This is a genomic window from Lacticaseibacillus camelliae DSM 22697 = JCM 13995 (genome assembly GCF_001436615.1).
Taxonomy (GTDB): Bacteria; Bacillota; Bacilli; order Lactobacillales; family Lactobacillaceae; genus Lacticaseibacillus; species Lacticaseibacillus camelliae.
The window spans coordinates 1-16509 of sequence record NZ_AYZJ01000042.1 but is presented as its reverse complement, the minus strand read 5'-3'; the positions used below and the strand labels follow the sequence as shown (position 1 = coordinate 16509).

At 52.9% G+C, this 16509-nt stretch carries 15 protein-coding genes; 10 read left to right on the top strand and 5 right to left on the bottom strand.

The features are described from left to right. Nucleotides 1-58 precede the first annotated feature (58 nt). Entirely contained in the window at nt 59-1333 is a 1275-nt protein-coding gene (locus FC75_RS08190) for an RNA-guided endonuclease InsQ/TnpB family protein (protein WP_054663979.1), read from the bottom strand. A gap of 104 nt (nt 1334-1437) precedes the next feature. Between FC75_RS08190 and FC75_RS08185 the strand changes: the two genes are divergently transcribed. Then, nucleotides 1438-2268 carry an alpha/beta fold hydrolase gene (locus tag FC75_RS08185; RefSeq protein WP_056989612.1) on the top strand — a complete coding sequence of 277 codons (831 nt, stop codon included), beginning with the start codon at nt 1438-1440 and terminating at the stop codon, nt 2266-2268. Between the two features lie 67 nt (nt 2269-2335). On the opposite strand, the gene FC75_RS08180 is transcribed toward FC75_RS08185, so the two are convergent. The 3 genes from FC75_RS08180 to FC75_RS08170 form a co-directional block, all read right to left on the bottom strand. Then, on the bottom strand, nt 2336-3724 hold the full coding sequence (locus FC75_RS08180) for an MFS transporter (protein WP_054663972.1): 1389 nt from the start codon (nt 3722-3724) through the stop codon (nt 2336-2338). Then, nucleotides 3717-4139: a MarR family winged helix-turn-helix transcriptional regulator gene (locus FC75_RS08175; protein WP_056989611.1), complete on the bottom strand. Its 423-nt coding sequence runs from the start codon at nt 4137-4139 to the stop codon at nt 3717-3719. The genes FC75_RS08180 and FC75_RS08175 overlap by 8 nt, the downstream gene beginning before the upstream one ends. A 122-nt stretch (nt 4140-4261) precedes the next feature. After that, the gene (locus FC75_RS08170) at nt 4262-5710 is read right to left on the bottom strand and encodes an amino acid permease (RefSeq protein WP_082397759.1); all 1449 of its coding nucleotides are present in this window, start codon (nt 5708-5710) and stop codon (nt 4262-4264) included. Nucleotides 5711-5930: 220 nt separating this feature from the next. Between FC75_RS08170 and FC75_RS08165 the strand changes: the two genes are divergently transcribed. The 6 genes from FC75_RS08165 to FC75_RS12690 all read left to right on the top strand — a co-directional run bounded on the left by FC75_RS08165 (nt 5931) and on the right by FC75_RS12690 (nt 11218). Beyond that, a complete protein-coding gene (locus FC75_RS08165; protein ID WP_056989610.1) occupies nt 5931-7115 on the top strand; it encodes an aminotransferase-like domain-containing protein in 1185 nt (394 codons plus the stop codon). Nucleotides 7116-7210: 95 nt separating this feature from the next. Further along, a complete protein-coding gene (locus tag FC75_RS08160; protein WP_056989609.1) occupies nt 7211-7882 on the top strand; it encodes a hypothetical protein in 672 nt (223 codons plus the stop codon). Between the two features lie 139 nt (nt 7883-8021). Further along, nucleotides 8022-8813 carry a Cof-type HAD-IIB family hydrolase gene (locus FC75_RS08155; protein WP_056989608.1) on the top strand — a complete coding sequence of 264 codons (792 nt, stop codon included), beginning with the start codon at nt 8022-8024 and terminating at the stop codon, nt 8811-8813. 15 nt (nt 8814-8828) lie between these two features. Then, entirely contained in the window at nt 8829-9431 is a 603-nt protein-coding gene (locus FC75_RS08150) for a histidine phosphatase family protein (protein ID WP_056989607.1), read from the top strand. Beyond that, complete coding sequence (locus tag FC75_RS08145; protein WP_056989606.1) at nt 9418-10590, top strand: MalY/PatB family protein; 1173 nt, start codon at nt 9418-9420, stop codon at nt 10588-10590. Before FC75_RS08150 ends, FC75_RS08145 begins: the two co-directional genes overlap by 14 nt. 220 nt (nt 10591-10810) lie before the next feature. Next, nucleotides 10811-11218: a selenium binding protein gene (locus FC75_RS12690; RefSeq protein WP_156314362.1), complete on the top strand. Its 408-nt coding sequence runs from the start codon at nt 10811-10813 to the stop codon at nt 11216-11218. Nucleotides 11219-11420: 202 nt separating this feature from the next. Here the strand turns inward: FC75_RS12690 and FC75_RS08140 are convergent, their stop codons facing one another. Continuing rightward, nucleotides 11421-11903 (bottom strand): hypothetical protein, encoded by a 483-nt coding sequence (locus tag FC75_RS08140; protein ID WP_056989605.1) that lies wholly within the window; start codon nt 11901-11903, stop codon nt 11421-11423. 952 nt (nt 11904-12855) lie between these two features. Here FC75_RS08140 and FC75_RS13135 point away from each other — a divergent pair. The 3 genes from FC75_RS13135 to mcrC are packed head-to-tail and all read left to right on the top strand — an operon-like array spanning nt 12856 to nt 16375. Continuing rightward, nucleotides 12856-12987 carry a hypothetical protein gene (locus FC75_RS13135; RefSeq protein ID WP_263849598.1) on the top strand — a complete coding sequence of 44 codons (132 nt, stop codon included), beginning with the start codon at nt 12856-12858 and terminating at the stop codon, nt 12985-12987. Nucleotides 12988-12993: 6 nt separating this feature from the next. Next, nucleotides 12994-15294, top strand: a complete 2301-nt coding sequence (locus FC75_RS08135) for an AAA family ATPase (RefSeq protein WP_056989604.1) — start codon at nt 12994-12996, stop codon at nt 15292-15294. Next, entirely contained in the window at nt 15287-16375 is a 1089-nt protein-coding gene (gene mcrC / locus FC75_RS08130; RefSeq protein ID WP_056989603.1) for a 5-methylcytosine-specific restriction endonuclease system specificity protein McrC, read from the top strand. The genes FC75_RS08135 and mcrC overlap by 8 nt, the downstream gene beginning before the upstream one ends. Nucleotides 16376-16509 lie beyond the last annotated feature (134 nt).

Sequence of the window (16509 nt, the reverse complement as noted above, 5' to 3'; positions counted from 1 at the left end):
TGGCGTACTTCGCCTTAGTCCCATGGACACCGTAGGGCCATAGGGACTTGGCGTATGATTATGCGATCGCAGCGAGGCCTTTAGCTAAAATGTTTTGGGCGGCATTCCAGTCGCGAATGTGGTGCTGACCGCATTGTGGGCAGTTCCATTCACGCTGAACGAGTGTCAGTTTGTGCGTGTTAGCCGTTCCCATCACAAATCCACAGACATGACAAGTTTGCGTCGTGTTTTTGGGGTCGACGGTAACAAACTGCTTATTGTACAGCAGTGTTTTATAAGCCAACATCGCCAGAAATTGTCGCCAGCCGACATCACTGATACTCATTGCCAACGCGTGATTCTTTAAAAGGTTCTTACTGCGCAGTTCTTCAGCGACGACCAAGTCGTGGTTCTTGACGAGTGACGTGCTGAGCTGGTGTAAGAAGCTTTTACGCTGATTAGCCACGCGTTGATGGATCTGGGCAACCACCAAGCGTTGCTTTTGATAATTTTTGGCTTGGCGTAACTGACGACGTTCCTGCTTAGCTCGGCGCGCGCGCCGTGAAAGCTTACGCTGAGCTTTAGCGAGTTTACCAATAATTTGTCGATAAAAGCGCGGATTGGCGATGGTATTGCCGTTCGAATCCGTTAAGAAGTTGTCTAGGTTCAGATCAATGCCGATCTGAGAACCGGTCTTTTTACTTGGCGAAACGAATGGTTGCGTCGAGCCTAACTGAAACGAAACAAAATAAAACCCAGTGGCATCCATGGAAACGGTAGTGGTGCCAATACGAATACTTTCTGTACGCGTAAACAGCCACTTGGGCATGCCAGCAAACCGCAAGCGGCCAATCTTACCGATAGTGAGATGGTGGCGGTCTAACAGCCGCACTGAGCCATTAGTCATCGTCGGCTGGCCCTTGCCAGACTGATAATGATTTGAGGTTTGATAAGATTGGCGTGTATTGCGTTTGTGAAAATGGGGGAAACCGGATTGGTGGACCTGTTTAAACAGTTTCCAAGCGGTGCGGTAATTCTTAATAGCATTGGCTTTCATATCAGCATCAAAATCAGAATGATTCAACCAACCATGAATGTTACTGATGCCTGTGGCCGGACGTTTCAAACGCTCTTGCAGTGTTGTGATGCGCTGCAGAACGAGACTGATAGGACACTTCACTCGCCTTAAGGTATACAGCTCGCGATTCATTGCGACCATTTCGTTGTAGATGAAGCGGCTGGCATCACTGTTGCGCTTGATGAGGCGCTTTTGCTCGGTTGATGGGTAGACACGGACACGTACCCCAAAATGATATGGGAGTTCCGCCATGGATAACGGACTGGGTTTAGGCATAACGTCACCTCCAATCGGTACCCTAATTTTACCAAACGTATGTTCTTGGTGTCAATACACCGTGTCTTTCACCGCTCTGCAGTGACTCGCATCCCTCCCCACGATTGAAATCGGAGGATTCCTGCTTCGACTATGTTGAAACGGTTGGGAAAGGTCCTGTCCTGATCCTGGTGCCCTGCGCGAACGGCACCAGTGATATTTTCAAGCCGAACGCCGATTTGCTGAAGGACCGCTACCAGGTCGTGATGTTCGATCGTCGCGGCTACGGCGAGACTGAAATGACCACGCCGCTGCCTGAAGAAGCCGCTGAGTTTACCAGTCACTACCGCCTGACCACCGACGCCAATGACGTCATTGCCTTGGCGGACCACTTCAGTCCCGACAAGCCGGTGTTTGTCATGGGCTCATCTTCAGGTTCAATCGTTGCGGCGGAAGCCTTCACCTACAAGCCGGAGCGGTTCGCTCGGGTCGTGTTGCACGAATGCCCAACGACGACGGTGATCAATACTGAAGAATTCCAGAAGAGTGATCAAGATGCCGTCGAAACAGCCCTGCGTGGTGACTTTGCCGGGGCCCGCGACAAGTTCGCCGCCGCACTGCGCGTTCAGCCGCTTGATCGGAAAATGATGGGGTTTGCGCCTGACAGCCCAAAGCCAAGCAAGCAGCGCCTGCAAGGTATGGCGTACTGGTTCAAGTACGAAATCTTGCAGTACACCAACCAGCCAATCAACTGGGCTGTGCTGAAGGCGAACCAGGCCAAGGTCCGGCTGCTGGTTGGTACCGATTCTGTCGGCTCGGTGCCGCCTGAAGTCACCCGCGCCATTGGCAAGAAGCTCGACGTGCCGGTCACCGTCATTCCCGGTGGCCACCTCGGTTACGCGCAAAAGCCTGAGGGGTTTGCGGAGACCCTGGCTGCGACCTTGGACATGCGCTGATTATCAGGTGTTAAAAAAAGCTTGTCGCCTCAACCAGAACGGTTGGGCGGCAAGCTTTTTTGGCTCGCTAGGAGTTTGCGACTTCGCGAGTGACCCGGATGATCAACCCGAGTGCGATCAAGCACAGGACTGCCAGCAGGATCAGCGTGTGCAAGGCGCCGGTCATGGTGCCAAGCGCTTGGGTGGCAGCCGTTTTCTGGCTGGCCGCGATCAGCGCGGCGGTGACGCTGGTGCCGACCGCGGCGGCGAATTGCTGCGTCGTGTTGAAAATGGCGTTGCCGTCGGTTTGCGCCTCCGGGCCGACCTGCTTCAGGCCGTTCGTCATCAGATTGCCCATGCTCAGGCCGATGCCGATCATGAAGACCAGGTACAGCACCAAGATCAGCGGGTCCGTGAGGCGCGGCATTGCGGCCATGATCAGAATTCCCAGCAGCGTGATGGCGCTGCCCAACCGCAGCGGGAGCTTAGGCCCGACACTGTCGTACAGCCGGCCGCTCAGTGGGGCAAGGAGGGCGCCCACGGCTGCACCGGGCAGGACAATGAGGCCCGCAGTCAGCGCCGTGCCGCCATCGACCAGCTGGATGTAGTTCGGCAGGAGGAAGGACAGCCCCAGAGCATTGATCTGCAGCATCGCAAACGCCAGGACATGGCTAGTAAACTCACGGTTTTTGAACAGGATCAGGTTGATGATTGGCACCTTGAGCTGGGTGGAGCGATGAATGAACAGCCCCAAGGCGATGATGCCCACCACCAAGGCCCCGCCGACTTCAAGGCTGAGCAGTGGCTGGCTGCCAAAATTGCTGATGCCGAAGATCAAGCCGCAGAAGGTGACGATAATGAGCGCCACGCTGGGCAGGTCGGTGCTGGCCTTAGAGGTCGGCACTTTTTGCTCGATGCAAAGCAGGCCGAGCAGCAGGGCGAGGATGAGAAGCGGCAGGAGAAAGACGAAAATGTAGCGCCAGCTCATCGCCGAAACGACCAGGCCGCCAAATGTGGGGCCAATGGCCGGGGCGACGCCGGTGATCATCGTGCCGATGCCCATCATGCTGCCGATTTTTGACGCCGGGACCTGTTCGATGATGATATTGAACATCAACGGCAGCGCGATGCCGGTGCCCAGCCCCTGAATGCCGCGCCCAAGCAGCAGCACCCAGAAGTGGGGGGCAATGGCGTCCAGCGCGACGCCGGCGATGAACAGCGTGATGGCGACCAGAAACAGCGGCTTGTTCTTGAAGCGGCGCTTGAGCGTGGCTGAAAGTGGCACCATCGAGGCGACCACCAGCAGATAAAGGGTCGTCATCCACTGCACAGTGTTGGTGGCGACGTGAAACTCCCGCATCAGTGTCGGGAAGGTGACGTTCATGGCGGTTTCAACAATGACGCCGCAAAACGACATGATGCCGGTGGCCAAAACGGCGCCGATGACGCGCGGGCGAATGCGCTCGGAATCAGTCATGCGCGCCTCCGTTCAGCTGGATGAAGTAAGTGATCATCCGGTTGAAGACAGCCTGCTCGGCCGGGGTGAAGGTTTTTTCCATCGCCTGCTGCTGGCCCTGAATGTAAGCCGTGATTTTTTGCTTCAGTTTGGTGGCCTTGGGGGTCAGGCTGACCGCTTTTTGCCGCGCGTCGGTCGCCGCTGCCGTGCGCTGAATCAGGCCGCTTTTTTCCATGCGCTGCAGCGTGAGCGTGGCGGTGGAGCGTTGAATGGCGAACTCGGCCTCGATGTCGCGCTGCAGGACCTGGCCGTGGTTGCCGACAAAGTCGATGATCGACATTTGGCTGCCGGTGAGGCCGAACTGTTTGGCGTAAGTGTCCATGTGTTTATTCATCTGGTTGGTGGCCTGTTTGATGACCATCCCAAAATTTTGCATCTGAATCGTCCTTTCGTTAGTGAGCTAACGAAAGCTATCCTACACCAATTGTCAGTCGGGTGCAAAGGCGGATTTTTTCGATGAACAAAAAAAGTTGTCAGCACGTAGCCGACAACTTAGCATTAGTCCTTGAGTTTGATTTCGTCCAGCGGGATCAGGTGCGTGTGGTGCTTGACCTTGTACCAGGTGAACAGGATCACGAACAGCGGAATGGACATGTATGAGATCAGCAGCTTGTCCCAGGCGAAGGCCTTGAGCGACGGGATGTCCTGGCCGATGATGACCACGATGCCCAGAACTAGGGCAAGAAGCGGGCCGAAGGGAAACAGCTTGGCGTGATACACGAGTTCGTCAACCGAGTGGCCCTGCTTGATCAGCGCGCGCCGGAAGCGCAGGTGCGACAGCGCGATGCCGATCCAGGCGATGAAGCCGGTGAGGCCGCTGGCGGCGACCAGCAGCTGGTAGACGTTGTTGCCCAGGACGCTGGTGAGAAACGTCAGCGCCCCGACCAGCGTGGTCAAAAGCAGCGCCGGCAGCGGTACGCCGCGGCGGTTCGTTTTGCCGTAAATGCGCGGCGCCATGCCGTTTGAGCCCATCGCCCACAGCATGCGGCTGGAGGCGTACATGCCGGAGTTGGCGGAGGACAGCACCGACGTCAGGATCACGGCGTTCATCAGGCTGGCCGCGCCGGCCATGCCGATGCGCTGAAAGACCAGCGTGAAGGGCGACATCGCGACGCGGCTTTCACTCGCCCCCAGCAGGTTCGGGTCCGTGTAGGGGATCAGCGCGGCGATCACCGCAATCGCGAGAATGTAGAAGATCAGGATGCGCCAGAAGACCTCCTTGATGGCCTTGGGGATGCTTTTCGCCGGCGTCGCGGATTCGCCGGCCGTGATGCCGATCAGCTCCGTGCCCTGAAAAGAGAACCCGGCGACGACAAACACCGAGAGTCCCGCCGGCCAGCCGCCGTGGAACGGGGCGTCGCCGATGGTGAAGTTGCGCATGCCGATGGCCGAACCGCCGCCCAGCACGCCGACAATCGTGAGGATGCCGACCGCAAGGAACACCAGCACCGTGACGACCTTGATCATCGCCAGCCAGTACTCCGTTTCGCCGAACGCTTTGACTGAGATGATGTTCAGCGCAAAAATCAGCGCCAGGAACCCGACGGAGAAAAGCCAGCCGGGCACATGCGGCAGCCAAAAGTGCATCAGGATCGCCGTGGTCGAGATGTCGACGGCCAGCGTGATCGCCCAGTTGAACCAGTAGTTCCACCCGAGCGCAAACCCGGCCGCGGGGTCAATGAAGCGCGTGGCGTACTCGGCAAATGAGCCGGACACCGGCATGTAGGTCGCCATTTCGCCCAGGCTGGTCATCAGAAAATACACCATCACGCCGATGGCGAGGTAGGCCAGCAGTGCGCCGCCCGGGCCGGCCGTGGCAATGGTCGAGCCACTGGTGACAAACAGGCCGGTGCCGATGCTGCCACCCAGTGCGATCATCGACAAGTGGCGCGTTTTCAGCGAGCGCTGGACACTGCGGCCTTCGCTGTCATTCGACTTGGCACTCATGAGAAAATCCCTCCGTTAATCGTAATAAGCATGACAAACAGCTTAACACCGGGGCATTAAACCGTGGTGAGCGGGGTTCTCATGGAATTGTTACACCCAAGGAAGGAACACTCATTTTATTGATGAATTCATTTCACCATAAATGTAAAAAGATGAGTTTTACTTCATTCGCGCGTCAGACTACGATAGAGCTAATCCCAATCGGAAAGGTCGATATCCTATGAAGTTTGCCAAGCGTGTTGCCGGAACTCAAAATGCCGGGCTGAATGACCTGTACACGGCGCCGGACCCGCAGCAGATCTCTTTTGCCGGCGGCTACCCGGATCCCGCCATGTTCCCCCAGAAGGCGCTGCAGGTCGCCATGGGGGAAGCCATGACCAACCGGGCCGCGTTTCAGTACGCCGACAGCTGGGGCTTTCGGCCGCTGCGCGATCAGCTCGCGGCGATGATGGCCGCAGATGGCATCAAGACATCTGGCGAGCACCTCATCATCACGCAAGGCGCCCAGCAGGGCATCGACCTCACCGCGCGGCTGATGCTGAATCCCGGCGACGGGCTGGTCGTCGAGGCGCCGACGTACCTGGGCGCGCTTGCCGCGTTCAACCAGTACGAACCGACCTACTACGAAGCGCCGATGCAGGCAGACGGCATGGACCTCGTCGCCCTGAAAAAAATTCTGATGACCCACCAGGTGAAAATGATCTACACGGTGCCGGATTTTCAAAATCCGACCGGCGCGGTCATGAGTCTGGAAAAGCGCCGGGCTCTGGTGCGCCTGGCCAACCAGTTTGACGTCCTGATCCTCGAAGACGGGCCGTACCGCTTCCTGCGCTACGAAGGTACGACCCTGCCGCCGGTCAAGGTGTTCGACACTGAGGGCCGCGTCGTGTTTCTCGGCAGCATGTCCAAGATTCTCTCGCCGAGCCTGCGTCTGGGCTGGCTGATCGCCGACCCGGAGATCATGGCCGGCATTGAGGCGCTCAAAGGCGCCGCCGACGTCGAGTCCAGTGCGCTGATCCAGCGGGCGGTGAGCCAGTACCTGAGCCGCGTGGATTTCCCGGCACACCTTGCTCAGCTGCGCAAGACGTACCGCCAGAAACGTGACGTGATGCTGGATGCGCTGCATTGTCACTTGCCGGCTGACTTCACGATCACCGACCCGCAAGGCGGCTTTTTCCTTTGGCTGCAGGGACCAAAGGGGCTAGACATGACCGCTTTGCAGCGTGAGGTGCTGCTGCCGGCGCATGTCAGTGTCGTGGCCGGCCGCAATCTTTCACCAGCGCACTCGATGGTGAGCGGGGCTCGGCTGACGTTTGCGGCGCCGGCCATCGGCGACATTGAACCTGGGGTGCAGCGGCTGGCCGCAGCGCTCAGCCAAGGGGCGCGGCAGGTCCAAGCCAGATAACTGACGAAAAGAATTGACCGGACGATAGGTGTCTTTACATCACTCCATAATTTTATTATTATTAACGAAACGAAAATGGAGCAGGAGGCACCGCGTTGACCGAATTGAAACTTGCGCAGTTTGCGCTCAGCCACTATTCCGTGCAGTGTTTGGCAGACGCGACCGGCCTGACCACGGCCCAAATCGCGGCGCTGAAAGACGGGTCCATGCCCCTGGCCGAAATGCCTTACCGCGTCGTGCACGCGATCGCGGTTGTGGCGACAGGCAAGGCTTTTCCCAATGCACGCAAGATTATCCAAAAAGCGGTCACCAGCGATGACGGGACCTTATTCGTCCAGACGCTGGAGTTTGTCCCCAGTGAGCTGGGCGACATCCGCGCTTGGGGCGTGCGGCCAAGCTACGCCGTGGCGCGGGCGATTGGCGGCGATGCACCAGACCTGGTCGTGACGTTTGTCCTGATGATGATGGGCCGGCCATACGCGTTCAAGGCCCTTGATCAATACGTCGTGCTGACCGAGGCCATGGAGGCGGTCATCTTCAATCTGCAACATGCCGACTTCTCGTATAAGCTGCCTGACTATGTCGATAAAAAAGGCAACAAGTACTACCGGATTTTGGCGGGGTGGTACCTGCTTCAGGATCCGGAAGGGCAGGAGATCTGGGCCCGCCTGGCCACGACGATGCAATCGTTGGAGATCCACTGGGGTGACCACTGCAGTCTGGACGCGCCGGTGAAAGTGACCATGATGTCTAAAATATCGAAGTGACTCACCCCGGTGCGGCGCATCGCGGGTGATTTTTGCGTGGGCTGGCGGTTTTGTCCGCAGTCGCCGCTGGAAATATCCGCCCAGGCCCGTTCAGTTTGTTACAATAGAGAAATGAAAACGGGACCAATGGGAGGAACTTATGATTAAACTCGTCGCCGTCGATATGGACGGTACTTTTCTCAATTCAAAGCAGGACTATGACCGTGCACGCTTCGCCAAGGTGCACGCGCGCATGACTGAGCTCGGCATTCACTTCGTGGTCGCCAGCGGCAATCAGTACTACCAGCTGCAGTCCTTCTTCACCGACTACCCGAACACGATTTACGTCGCGGAAAATGGGGCGTACATTCGTGACGCCGAAACCACGTACGCCGTGCACACCTTCAGCCCTGAAGCCACCGAAACCATCACGCAGTACCTGAGCGCCGACCCGGTGCTTTCAGCCATTGCGTGCGGCGTCAAAACCGCGCACATCCGCGGCAGCGAGGACCCGGCGTTCATCAACGAGATACACCGCTACTATCACCGCCTGCAGCTGCAGGACACGCTGGAAGCGCCCGACGACCAGATCATGAAGTTCGCGACGAAAATGCCACCGGCGCGCACCCAGGAGTACATCGATAAGTTCAGCGAGGCCTTCGCCGGCATCGCCGTGCCAACCAGCTCCGGCCACGGCGACATCGACATCATTCAGCAGGGCCGCCACAAGGCCGCGGGGCTGGCCGAACTCGGTGAGGCGCTGAACATTCCGCTCAGCGAGATGGCGGCGTTCGGCGACGGCGGCAACGACCTGGAAATGATCCGCGAATGTGGCCTCGGGGTGGCGATGAAAAACGCCGACCCCGAGGTGCTGGCCGCTGCGGATGCGGTGACCCCGGTCGACAACGATGCATCCGGCGTCTGCGCGTTTCTTGAGGATTACCTGAAATAAAAGAGGCTTGGAATCGTGAGTAAAAAACTGTATCTGATGCGCCACGGCGAGACCTTGTTCAACGTGCTGGGCCGCATCCAGGGCTGGTGCGATTCGCCGCTGACTGAGCGCGGCATCGCGCAGGCCAAAACGGCGCGGCAGTGGCTGGTCGCACACCATGTGACGCTGACCGAGGCGCACTGCTCGACCGCCGAGCGCGCGGCCGACACCTTGGAGCTCGTGACGGATTTGCCATACACGCGGGAAAAAGGCTTGCGCGAGCACGGCTTTGGCCGCTTCGAAGGCCAGCCGGAGTACCTGAATCCTAAGATCCCCTATGGCGACTTTTTCGTGCCGTACGGTGGTGAGGCGGATCAGACCACCATCGACCGAGTGGTGGCGACCGTTGACCGGCTGATGGCCGCGGCGCCGGATAATGCTCAGGTCGTGATGGTGTCGCACGCCGGCGCGTCGCACAGCTTTTTGTCGCAGCGGGCACCGGCCGGGGTGCTGACACAGCGTATGCCAAACTGCGGCATTGCCATTTTTGATTACGACAATGGCGCGTACACATTTGAGCAAATCGTCGACCCAGTCGCTTGGGCCCAGCAGCGGGAGGTTAGCCATGACCAAATATGATTTTGACACCGTGATCGACCGTTACGGCACGTACTCGGATCAGTGGGATTACGTGCAGACCCGCTTTGGCGTCGCCAACCTCCTGCCGTTCACCATTTCCGACATGGACTTCGCCACCGCGCCCGGTGTGCGTGACGTGCTGGTCAAGGCCTCACAGAAAGGCATCTTCGGCTACACGCACTGGGACAACCCGGCGTTCAAAGGCGCCATCGCCGGCTGGTTCGACCGCCGCTACCACGTGGCCATCGATCAGGACGCCATTGTGTACAGTCCCAGTGTCATTTTTACCTTGGCCAAGCTGCTTGAGCAGTTCAGCCAGCCCGGCGATAAGGTCGTCACGTTCAGTCCGTGCTACGACGCGTTCATCAAAACCGTGACGTCCAACCACCGGCTGCTGCTGGAGTTCGACATCAACCACGGCGTCGATTGGGATAAGCTCGACGCCTACTTTGCGCGCGAGCACCCCGCCGTGTTCCTGCTGTGCAACCCTCACAACCCGCTGGGCATCGCTTGGTCGGGGGAGGACATGCAGCGCATCGTCGAGCTGTGCAACGCCTATCACGTCGCCATTATCTCCGATGAGATCCACATGGGCGTCGTGCGCCACGGTACCGTCGTGCACTCGCTGGCCGCGTACTTCGACCAGCTCGCCGTGCAAAAGGCCGTCATCTCGTCGGCTGGCAAGGCGTTCAACGTCACCGCCCTCGGCTGCTCGTACGCGCTGATCCCCGACGCCCGCGACCGCGAAGAGTTCGTCTATGGCCTTGAGTACCGCAGCGCGCTGTCATCTGTGCCATACCTGGGGATGCTGGCGACCATTGAGTGCTACAGCCACCAAGAGGAGTGGCTGAATCAGTTATGCGACTACATTGATGGCAACTATGCCTACCTACAAAAGTATCTCAAGGACGAGCTTGGGCTGGATTACCAGATTCCGGCCGCGACTTACTTGGCTTGGATCGATATTTCGCCGCTGGGCATCACTATGCCGGCGCTGCAGCATGAAATGGTTCATGGGCAGAAAGTCGCCATCATGGACGGGCGGGTTTACGGCAATGGCGGGGCCAATCATTTACGGTTCAATTTGGGGGCACCAAGGAGCAAGGTTGAAGAAGGGCTGCGGAGGTTTGCTTGCGCCGTGACGACAGTAAAGAATTGATATTCAAACTGGAGTTTTTTGATGGTGAATTTAGTGCATCTTGCCGTGGTTAATCGCTTAAGCTTCTATGCCCTTGACTTGCGATGAATAGAAAAATTATAAGTTTATGAGTATCCATCTCTTAATTTTCGTACGAATATAGTTTGATCCATGAGCTTAACCGATTCTTTGTAGAGAGAGGATTATTATATTGTCTAATACAAGACTAACAAGGCAGTCGTTGCCAAGTGAAGAGCTGCGCATGCTGGTAGGTACTTCAATCATCACTTTCAATTCTAATACACAGTTTTTGATTGAAAATTTTTTGGCTAAGGCAATGCCGAAAAACGAAGACTGGTGGACGCTTACAGATGTTGAAGCTGGAGTGGTTTATGAAAGATGCCATCAATTTTTGGTTGACCTTCACAGAAATGATATTGCTGATATGTTTTTTGATTTGGTTCAAAGACGTAATCGTATTGTTCATTGTTTTCAGTTTTCACATTCCGATGGCTCGCAGGCGCTTGCTACGCTGACAAGAAGGACTCATCAACAGTTTGAAATAGATAAAGCGTACCTGCTTAGATTCATAAAAGACAATGAATCTCTGGCTTTGCTTTTGGATGATTTTCGGAATCAAGGCTCGTAGTGGAGTATATAGAGTTTGATTTTCTTATCCAAACAAATGAAACAGTTAATATGTTTACTTGAGGCAAAAAGTAATCATGATACAGGAAAAACAACAAAAAATGTCTGTTTATATTTACCCGCGTTTATAGCTCGACAGATATTAAAAAGACGCTGGACTGATTCGACTCAATTATAAGTCGATGTGTCCAGCGTCTTTGTCGCTAATCAACGTCAAAATCACGATTAAACTGTGAGTCGGTCCATGAAGTGTCTTCCACCGAACTGTCATCGGTTGCGCTCATTTCTGATCTACTTAAACCATGATGATAGACATTGCCGTTATCATCTTTGGCAATTCCGACTATTTGTTCCCAATAGCTGTCATCTGCGTGATCCATAATCCTAGCCATATATACGTAATGTCCATTGATTTTGAACACGTAGGTATTTGATTTCGTATTCTTCATCAGGATTATTGTTTCTCCGTTAGACGCCCGACCGTTGGTAAATCCTTCATCTAGCTGTCCCCATGCGGACAAATCATAGATATTTCTGTCATGCTTATTGCACCAGGACATGACTGCTTCGGGATCACTATTTCCCTTTGGCACCCAAGGCTTTTTCACAAAAATGATCCATATTGCCAAAACCGCTACAAGGAAGATAAACACGCGACGCTTCCCTTGGGAGGTGTTTGTTTGCATAACCGTCCAACTCTTTCCCTACTATTCTTTTTTGCGAATACTACTAAGCCTAACATGAATGAATGTAAGAAATGCTTTTGATAGGAATAATTACGTTCAAAGAACAGTCTTTCTTGGTCATTTTATTCAGGGTTGTTCAAGTTTGTAGAGTTTTGATTTAAAGTATCTTCTATCTTAGACTTGGAGCAGCTGGGTTATTTTTTATTTACATGCGATAATTTTTAAACAAATCATTATGATAAAGGAACAAATTTATTATGGCAGTGAGAAGAAAAAATTATTAGAGGAGTTCATGCCAGCGTTTGAAAATTAGGCTGTGCTCTGATGCCTACCAAATTTGCCGTATACGCAACGACTAAATGACCTAAGCATAAGCGGTCAAATGTACTGTGTGACTCTACTAACTGCAATCATATCTGCACGCAAGATTAATCACGATACCTATGACTGAGCTATCATTTCCAGCCTGAAACTTGTCTGATATAGATCCACATTTCAACGCTCATAATCATCTTGGCGAAGCTGAGAGGGCTAAGGAGAGCTAATCGCCTTCTTGAATGATTTCAATAATTGCAGTAGTGAGGGCAGAAGTGTGGTTAAACCTATGTACCTCAAATTATGGACGCAGGGCAGCGGTGGTGTTGAGTTGTTGTCAAAGTAGGTAATAGGTAGAAACACGGGGAAAACACTGCAGCCTCTGAAGTTAGACTTGATTTTTAGACAGTCACTGTAATATAGGTTTTACAGCGTTTGAATTCATGTTTGTAATCGCCTCCATATTTTTCTGCTAAGATAAAAGTGGCCGGACCAATTTAATGGGTTTCAGAGAAGACCCATATGATGCGTCTATCTGGCCGAGCTGCTTTAAACTGCATTGAGCGAGATTGTTGAATGCATTTTTCGAAGCCCACATTTTTAGATTATGAAGGTTATCTTGAAAGGAGCTTCTGGTATGGAAAAGGGGAATACACAGGAGAAGAAAAACAACTTCTCATGGGTAAATACGTATATGGCAATTGCTGATGCGTTGAAGCCTTACGAAACGCAACAGACCCAGCTCATCGAAATTATTCATTCAACGTAAAAAAAATTGGGAATACATTTAGCTAGACTGCAAAGAAACGATGATGATCTGAATAAAATTGATCCTTTTACATTTTTCGGGCTCTTTAACAAGAGACTTAAAAAGGAAAACAGAATTCGGATTATCGCCGAGTTGATGAACCAGCTCCATGTCAATGCGCCTGTGCCAAGTGAATTCGATGGCGTTCCACTTGTAAATAGTTTTACGGCAGCTTTTTATCCGTTTGCGCCTGATCAAACTCCGAATCAGATTGAGGATTTATGGAGCCTCTTTTTATCAGCTTTGGATTTAGCCGATAACCAAGATACGGCAATTACTGAAGACTTTGTGAAGGCCTTCAATCGAGTTAAGGCAGGCAATCCACAGGCCACGACTGTCAAATTGACCATGGGGTTGTTTTGGGTGCGGCCATTGAGGTTTCTCAGCCTTGATCAAAACAATCGGGCTAATATTGTCGAAAAGCGCGCTTTGAATGAGCAAGTGCGGCAGACAGTTCAGCTCTTTTTAAAAACAGACACAGATGGTCAGCATTATCTTCAAGTCTGTGATGAAGCATTGAAAGCCTTAAGGGAGAATGATTTGGCCTTTCAGACTTTTCCTGAATTTTCGGAGTACTCTTGGGAACTTGCGAAAAGCTCAATAAAGGACTATGACCCACAATTTTCCAATGAAGAATGGGATGCTTTGATCGCTGATCCGAAGATTTTTACGCCTGAAGCACTGGAAATCATGAACGATTGGCAGCAATTTGATAACGCCGCGGCTACTTGCACTCAGGTAGCGGCGCGTTTTGGCCGCAAAAAGAACTACTACCTCACCCAGACTGTCAGTTTGGCCCAACGCATTGCCGATGTTAAAAAAGGCATGACTCTGCTGAGTGGTCAAAAGGATGCAAAGTGGTGGCCAATTGTCTTCACGGGGTCTAAGGCCGATGCGGAAACGCCAGGAAGTATTGTTTGGCAGCTAAGGCCTGGTTTGAAGGGCGCCTTAGAAAGAGCAGCTGATGGTGGCCAACGCTATTGGTGGCTGAACGCAAATCCTAAAATCTGGACTTTTTCCCTTGAGAAAATTGGGACCACGCAGTCCTACACGATTCGGAGTGAGTCAGGGCACCTGCGTCGCATCCCTCAGAATTTCCGCGATGCTAAGCCTGGTGATAAGTTCATTGGATATGAGACTTCGCCGACCAAGCAAATTGTTGCTTTGGGGACAATTGTTGCACCACCGGAGCCCGACACGGTGGGGTTCAGGTCTGACGAGTTACTGGTCAATCGAATCGATTATGCCGATATAAAAGCTGATCCGGATTTGGCAAACATGGAGTTCTTCAAGAATCCCAATGGCTCATTGTTCAAACTGACAAAGGATGAGTATGAGACCATTCTCGATCTTGTTCGTGATGCTAATCCCGATGGGCCGAAAAAGGAGATTATGGAGTCATACTCAAGGGCTAAATTCCTCGAGGATGTCTTTATTGAACCGACAAAATACGATTCCTTGGTGGCGTTGCTCGATGACAAGTTGAATGTGATTCTACAAGGAGCACCGGGGGTCGGGAAGACCTATTCTGCTAAACGTCTCGCATGGTCCATCCTAAGCAAGAAAGATGACAGCCACATCACCATGGTGGAGTTTCATCAGAATTACGCCTACGAGGATTTTGTGATTGGGTATCGACCACAGGAAGATGGTGGCTTCAAACTGACTGAAGGCAAGTTCGTCAAAGCTTGTCGCCAGGCCCAGTCCGATCCAGATGAAAAGTATTTCTTCATCATAGATGAGATCAATCGCGGAAATTTGAGCAAAATATTTGGTGAGCTGCTGATGGCGATAGAGAAGGATTATCGCGGTCAACCGATTCCACTGGCCTATGGCGACAAATCGCTGGTTGTCCCAAAGAATCTATACATCATTGGGATGATGAATACTGCCGATCGTAGCCTGGCTATCATTGATTACGCACTGCGGCGACGCTTCAGTTTTGTTGACATGGAGCCGGCATTTGAGACACAAAGCTTTGGTGATTATCTGCACCGTATGAATAATCCAGTGCTTGATAGGATCGTTGCAGTCGTCAAGCAGTTAAATGTTGCAATCAGCAAGGATGAGGCACTTGGCGCGGGCTTTGAGATTGGACACAGCTATTTTTGCAATGGCGAAAATGCACAGCCCGGTTGGCTGAAACGGGTCGTTGATTTTGATTTGAAGCCGACACTGGACGAGTACTGGTTTGATAATCAGAGTACGGCGGAGGAATGGAAGAAGAAGTTGAGTGACGCTGTGGCGGAGGATTCCAACAATGCTTGAAGATAAGGGCATCCTCATTAAGAACATCTTCTATATGCTGTCCTACAGTTTTCAAATCCTTAAACGCGGGCAATATCGAGAAGTCGCAAACGAGGAGTTTTCGAACATCGAGGACCTTTTTGCCGAGATCATCGTCAAAGGTGTCCGAGTTCAGGTTAGGCAAGGTCTGTATAGCGAGTATGTCCCCAGGCGTGAGTCATTGCCAACCGTGCGAGGAAAAATTGATCTGGATGGAACAATTCAGCTGAAAGTGGCACAACGTCTCCAGGTCAGCTGCGACTTTGACGAGTTCTCTGAGGATAATCAGCTGAATCAGGTCTTGAAGGCGACGATGTTACTCCTTCTTGGTTCTGCCCAGGTCAAGTCGGCGCGCCGCAAAGAGCTGCGTCAGCTTTTGCCGTTCTTCCAAAATGTTCGCGAGGTGCCTCGCGCTCAGCTGCGAACAATGCTGGAGCAGGCGCTAACGATGACTTATCAACGTAACAACCAGAACTATCGGGTGCTTGTGAATGTCTGTTACTTTGTCCTCATGAGCTGGCTGAATTCAGATCAGTCTGGTCAGTTTAAGATGCGCGAGTTCACAGACGAGCAGATGCCGAAACTCTTTGAGAAATTTGTGCTGGAATACTATAAGCAGGAATACTCGCCTCGTTTAAGCGCTGCTGCAAGTGAAATCAAGTGGCAGATCGATGACCATGCGCCTGCCAGCCATCTGGAGCAATTGCCAGGGATGCATACGGACATTACGTTGCGTGATGAGCCCAATCAGCGGATGTTGATTATTGATACCAAATATTACACACAATCACTGTTACGGTTGTACGGAAAAGATTTGCTTAAGTCACCGAATTTTTATCAGATCTACGCGTACGTGAAGAATGCTGCTGAGGCGAACCCTGATTACGAGGTGGGCGGTTATCTACTATATGCTCAAACGCAAGGAGACGTTCAACCAAGCCTCCGCGTTTCTATTTCGGGTAATCAGCTCGGAGCAGTGACCTTGGATTTGAATCAGCCGTTTGACCGAATCAAGAAGCAGTTGAATGGGATTGCAGATGCATACTTTCAGATTACGGATTAGAGAGACCTGAAAATCTTTGATTGTACAGGTTTCTTAGGTTTTCTTCAGTGCAGCACAGAGTTTTGATCTTCAAATTCTTCCCTCAATTTTCAAGTCAAGTGCAACGATGATAACGAATCCTTGATAGTGGTCTA

Coding starts and splice junctions, on each gene's coding strand:
- FC75_RS08190 (WP_054663979.1), bottom strand. CDS start 1,333: ATGCCTAAACCCAGTCCGTTATCCATGGCGGAACTCCCATATCATTTT.
- FC75_RS08180 (WP_054663972.1), bottom strand. CDS start 3,724: ATGACTGATTCCGAGCGCATTCGCCCGCGCGTCATCGGCGCCGTTTTG.
- FC75_RS08175 (WP_056989611.1), bottom strand. CDS start 4,139: ATGCAAAATTTTGGGATGGTCATCAAACAGGCCACCAACCAGATGAAT.
- FC75_RS08170 (WP_082397759.1), bottom strand. CDS start 5,710: ATGAGTGCCAAGTCGAATGACAGCGAAGGCCGCAGTGTCCAGCGCTCG.
- FC75_RS08165 (WP_056989610.1), top strand. CDS start 5,931: ATGAAGTTTGCCAAGCGTGTTGCCGGAACTCAAAATGCCGGGCTGAAT.
- FC75_RS08155 (WP_056989608.1), top strand. CDS start 8,022: ATGATTAAACTCGTCGCCGTCGATATGGACGGTACTTTTCTCAATTCA.
- FC75_RS08145 (WP_056989606.1), top strand. CDS start 9,418: ATGACCAAATATGATTTTGACACCGTGATCGACCGTTACGGCACGTAC.
- FC75_RS08140 (WP_056989605.1), bottom strand. CDS start 11,903: ATGCAAACAAACACCTCCCAAGGGAAGCGTCGCGTGTTTATCTTCCTT.
- FC75_RS13135 (WP_263849598.1), top strand. CDS start 12,856: ATGGAAAAGGGGAATACACAGGAGAAGAAAAACAACTTCTCATGGGTA.
- mcrC (WP_056989603.1), top strand. CDS start 15,287: ATGCTTGAAGATAAGGGCATCCTCATTAAGAACATCTTCTATATGCTG.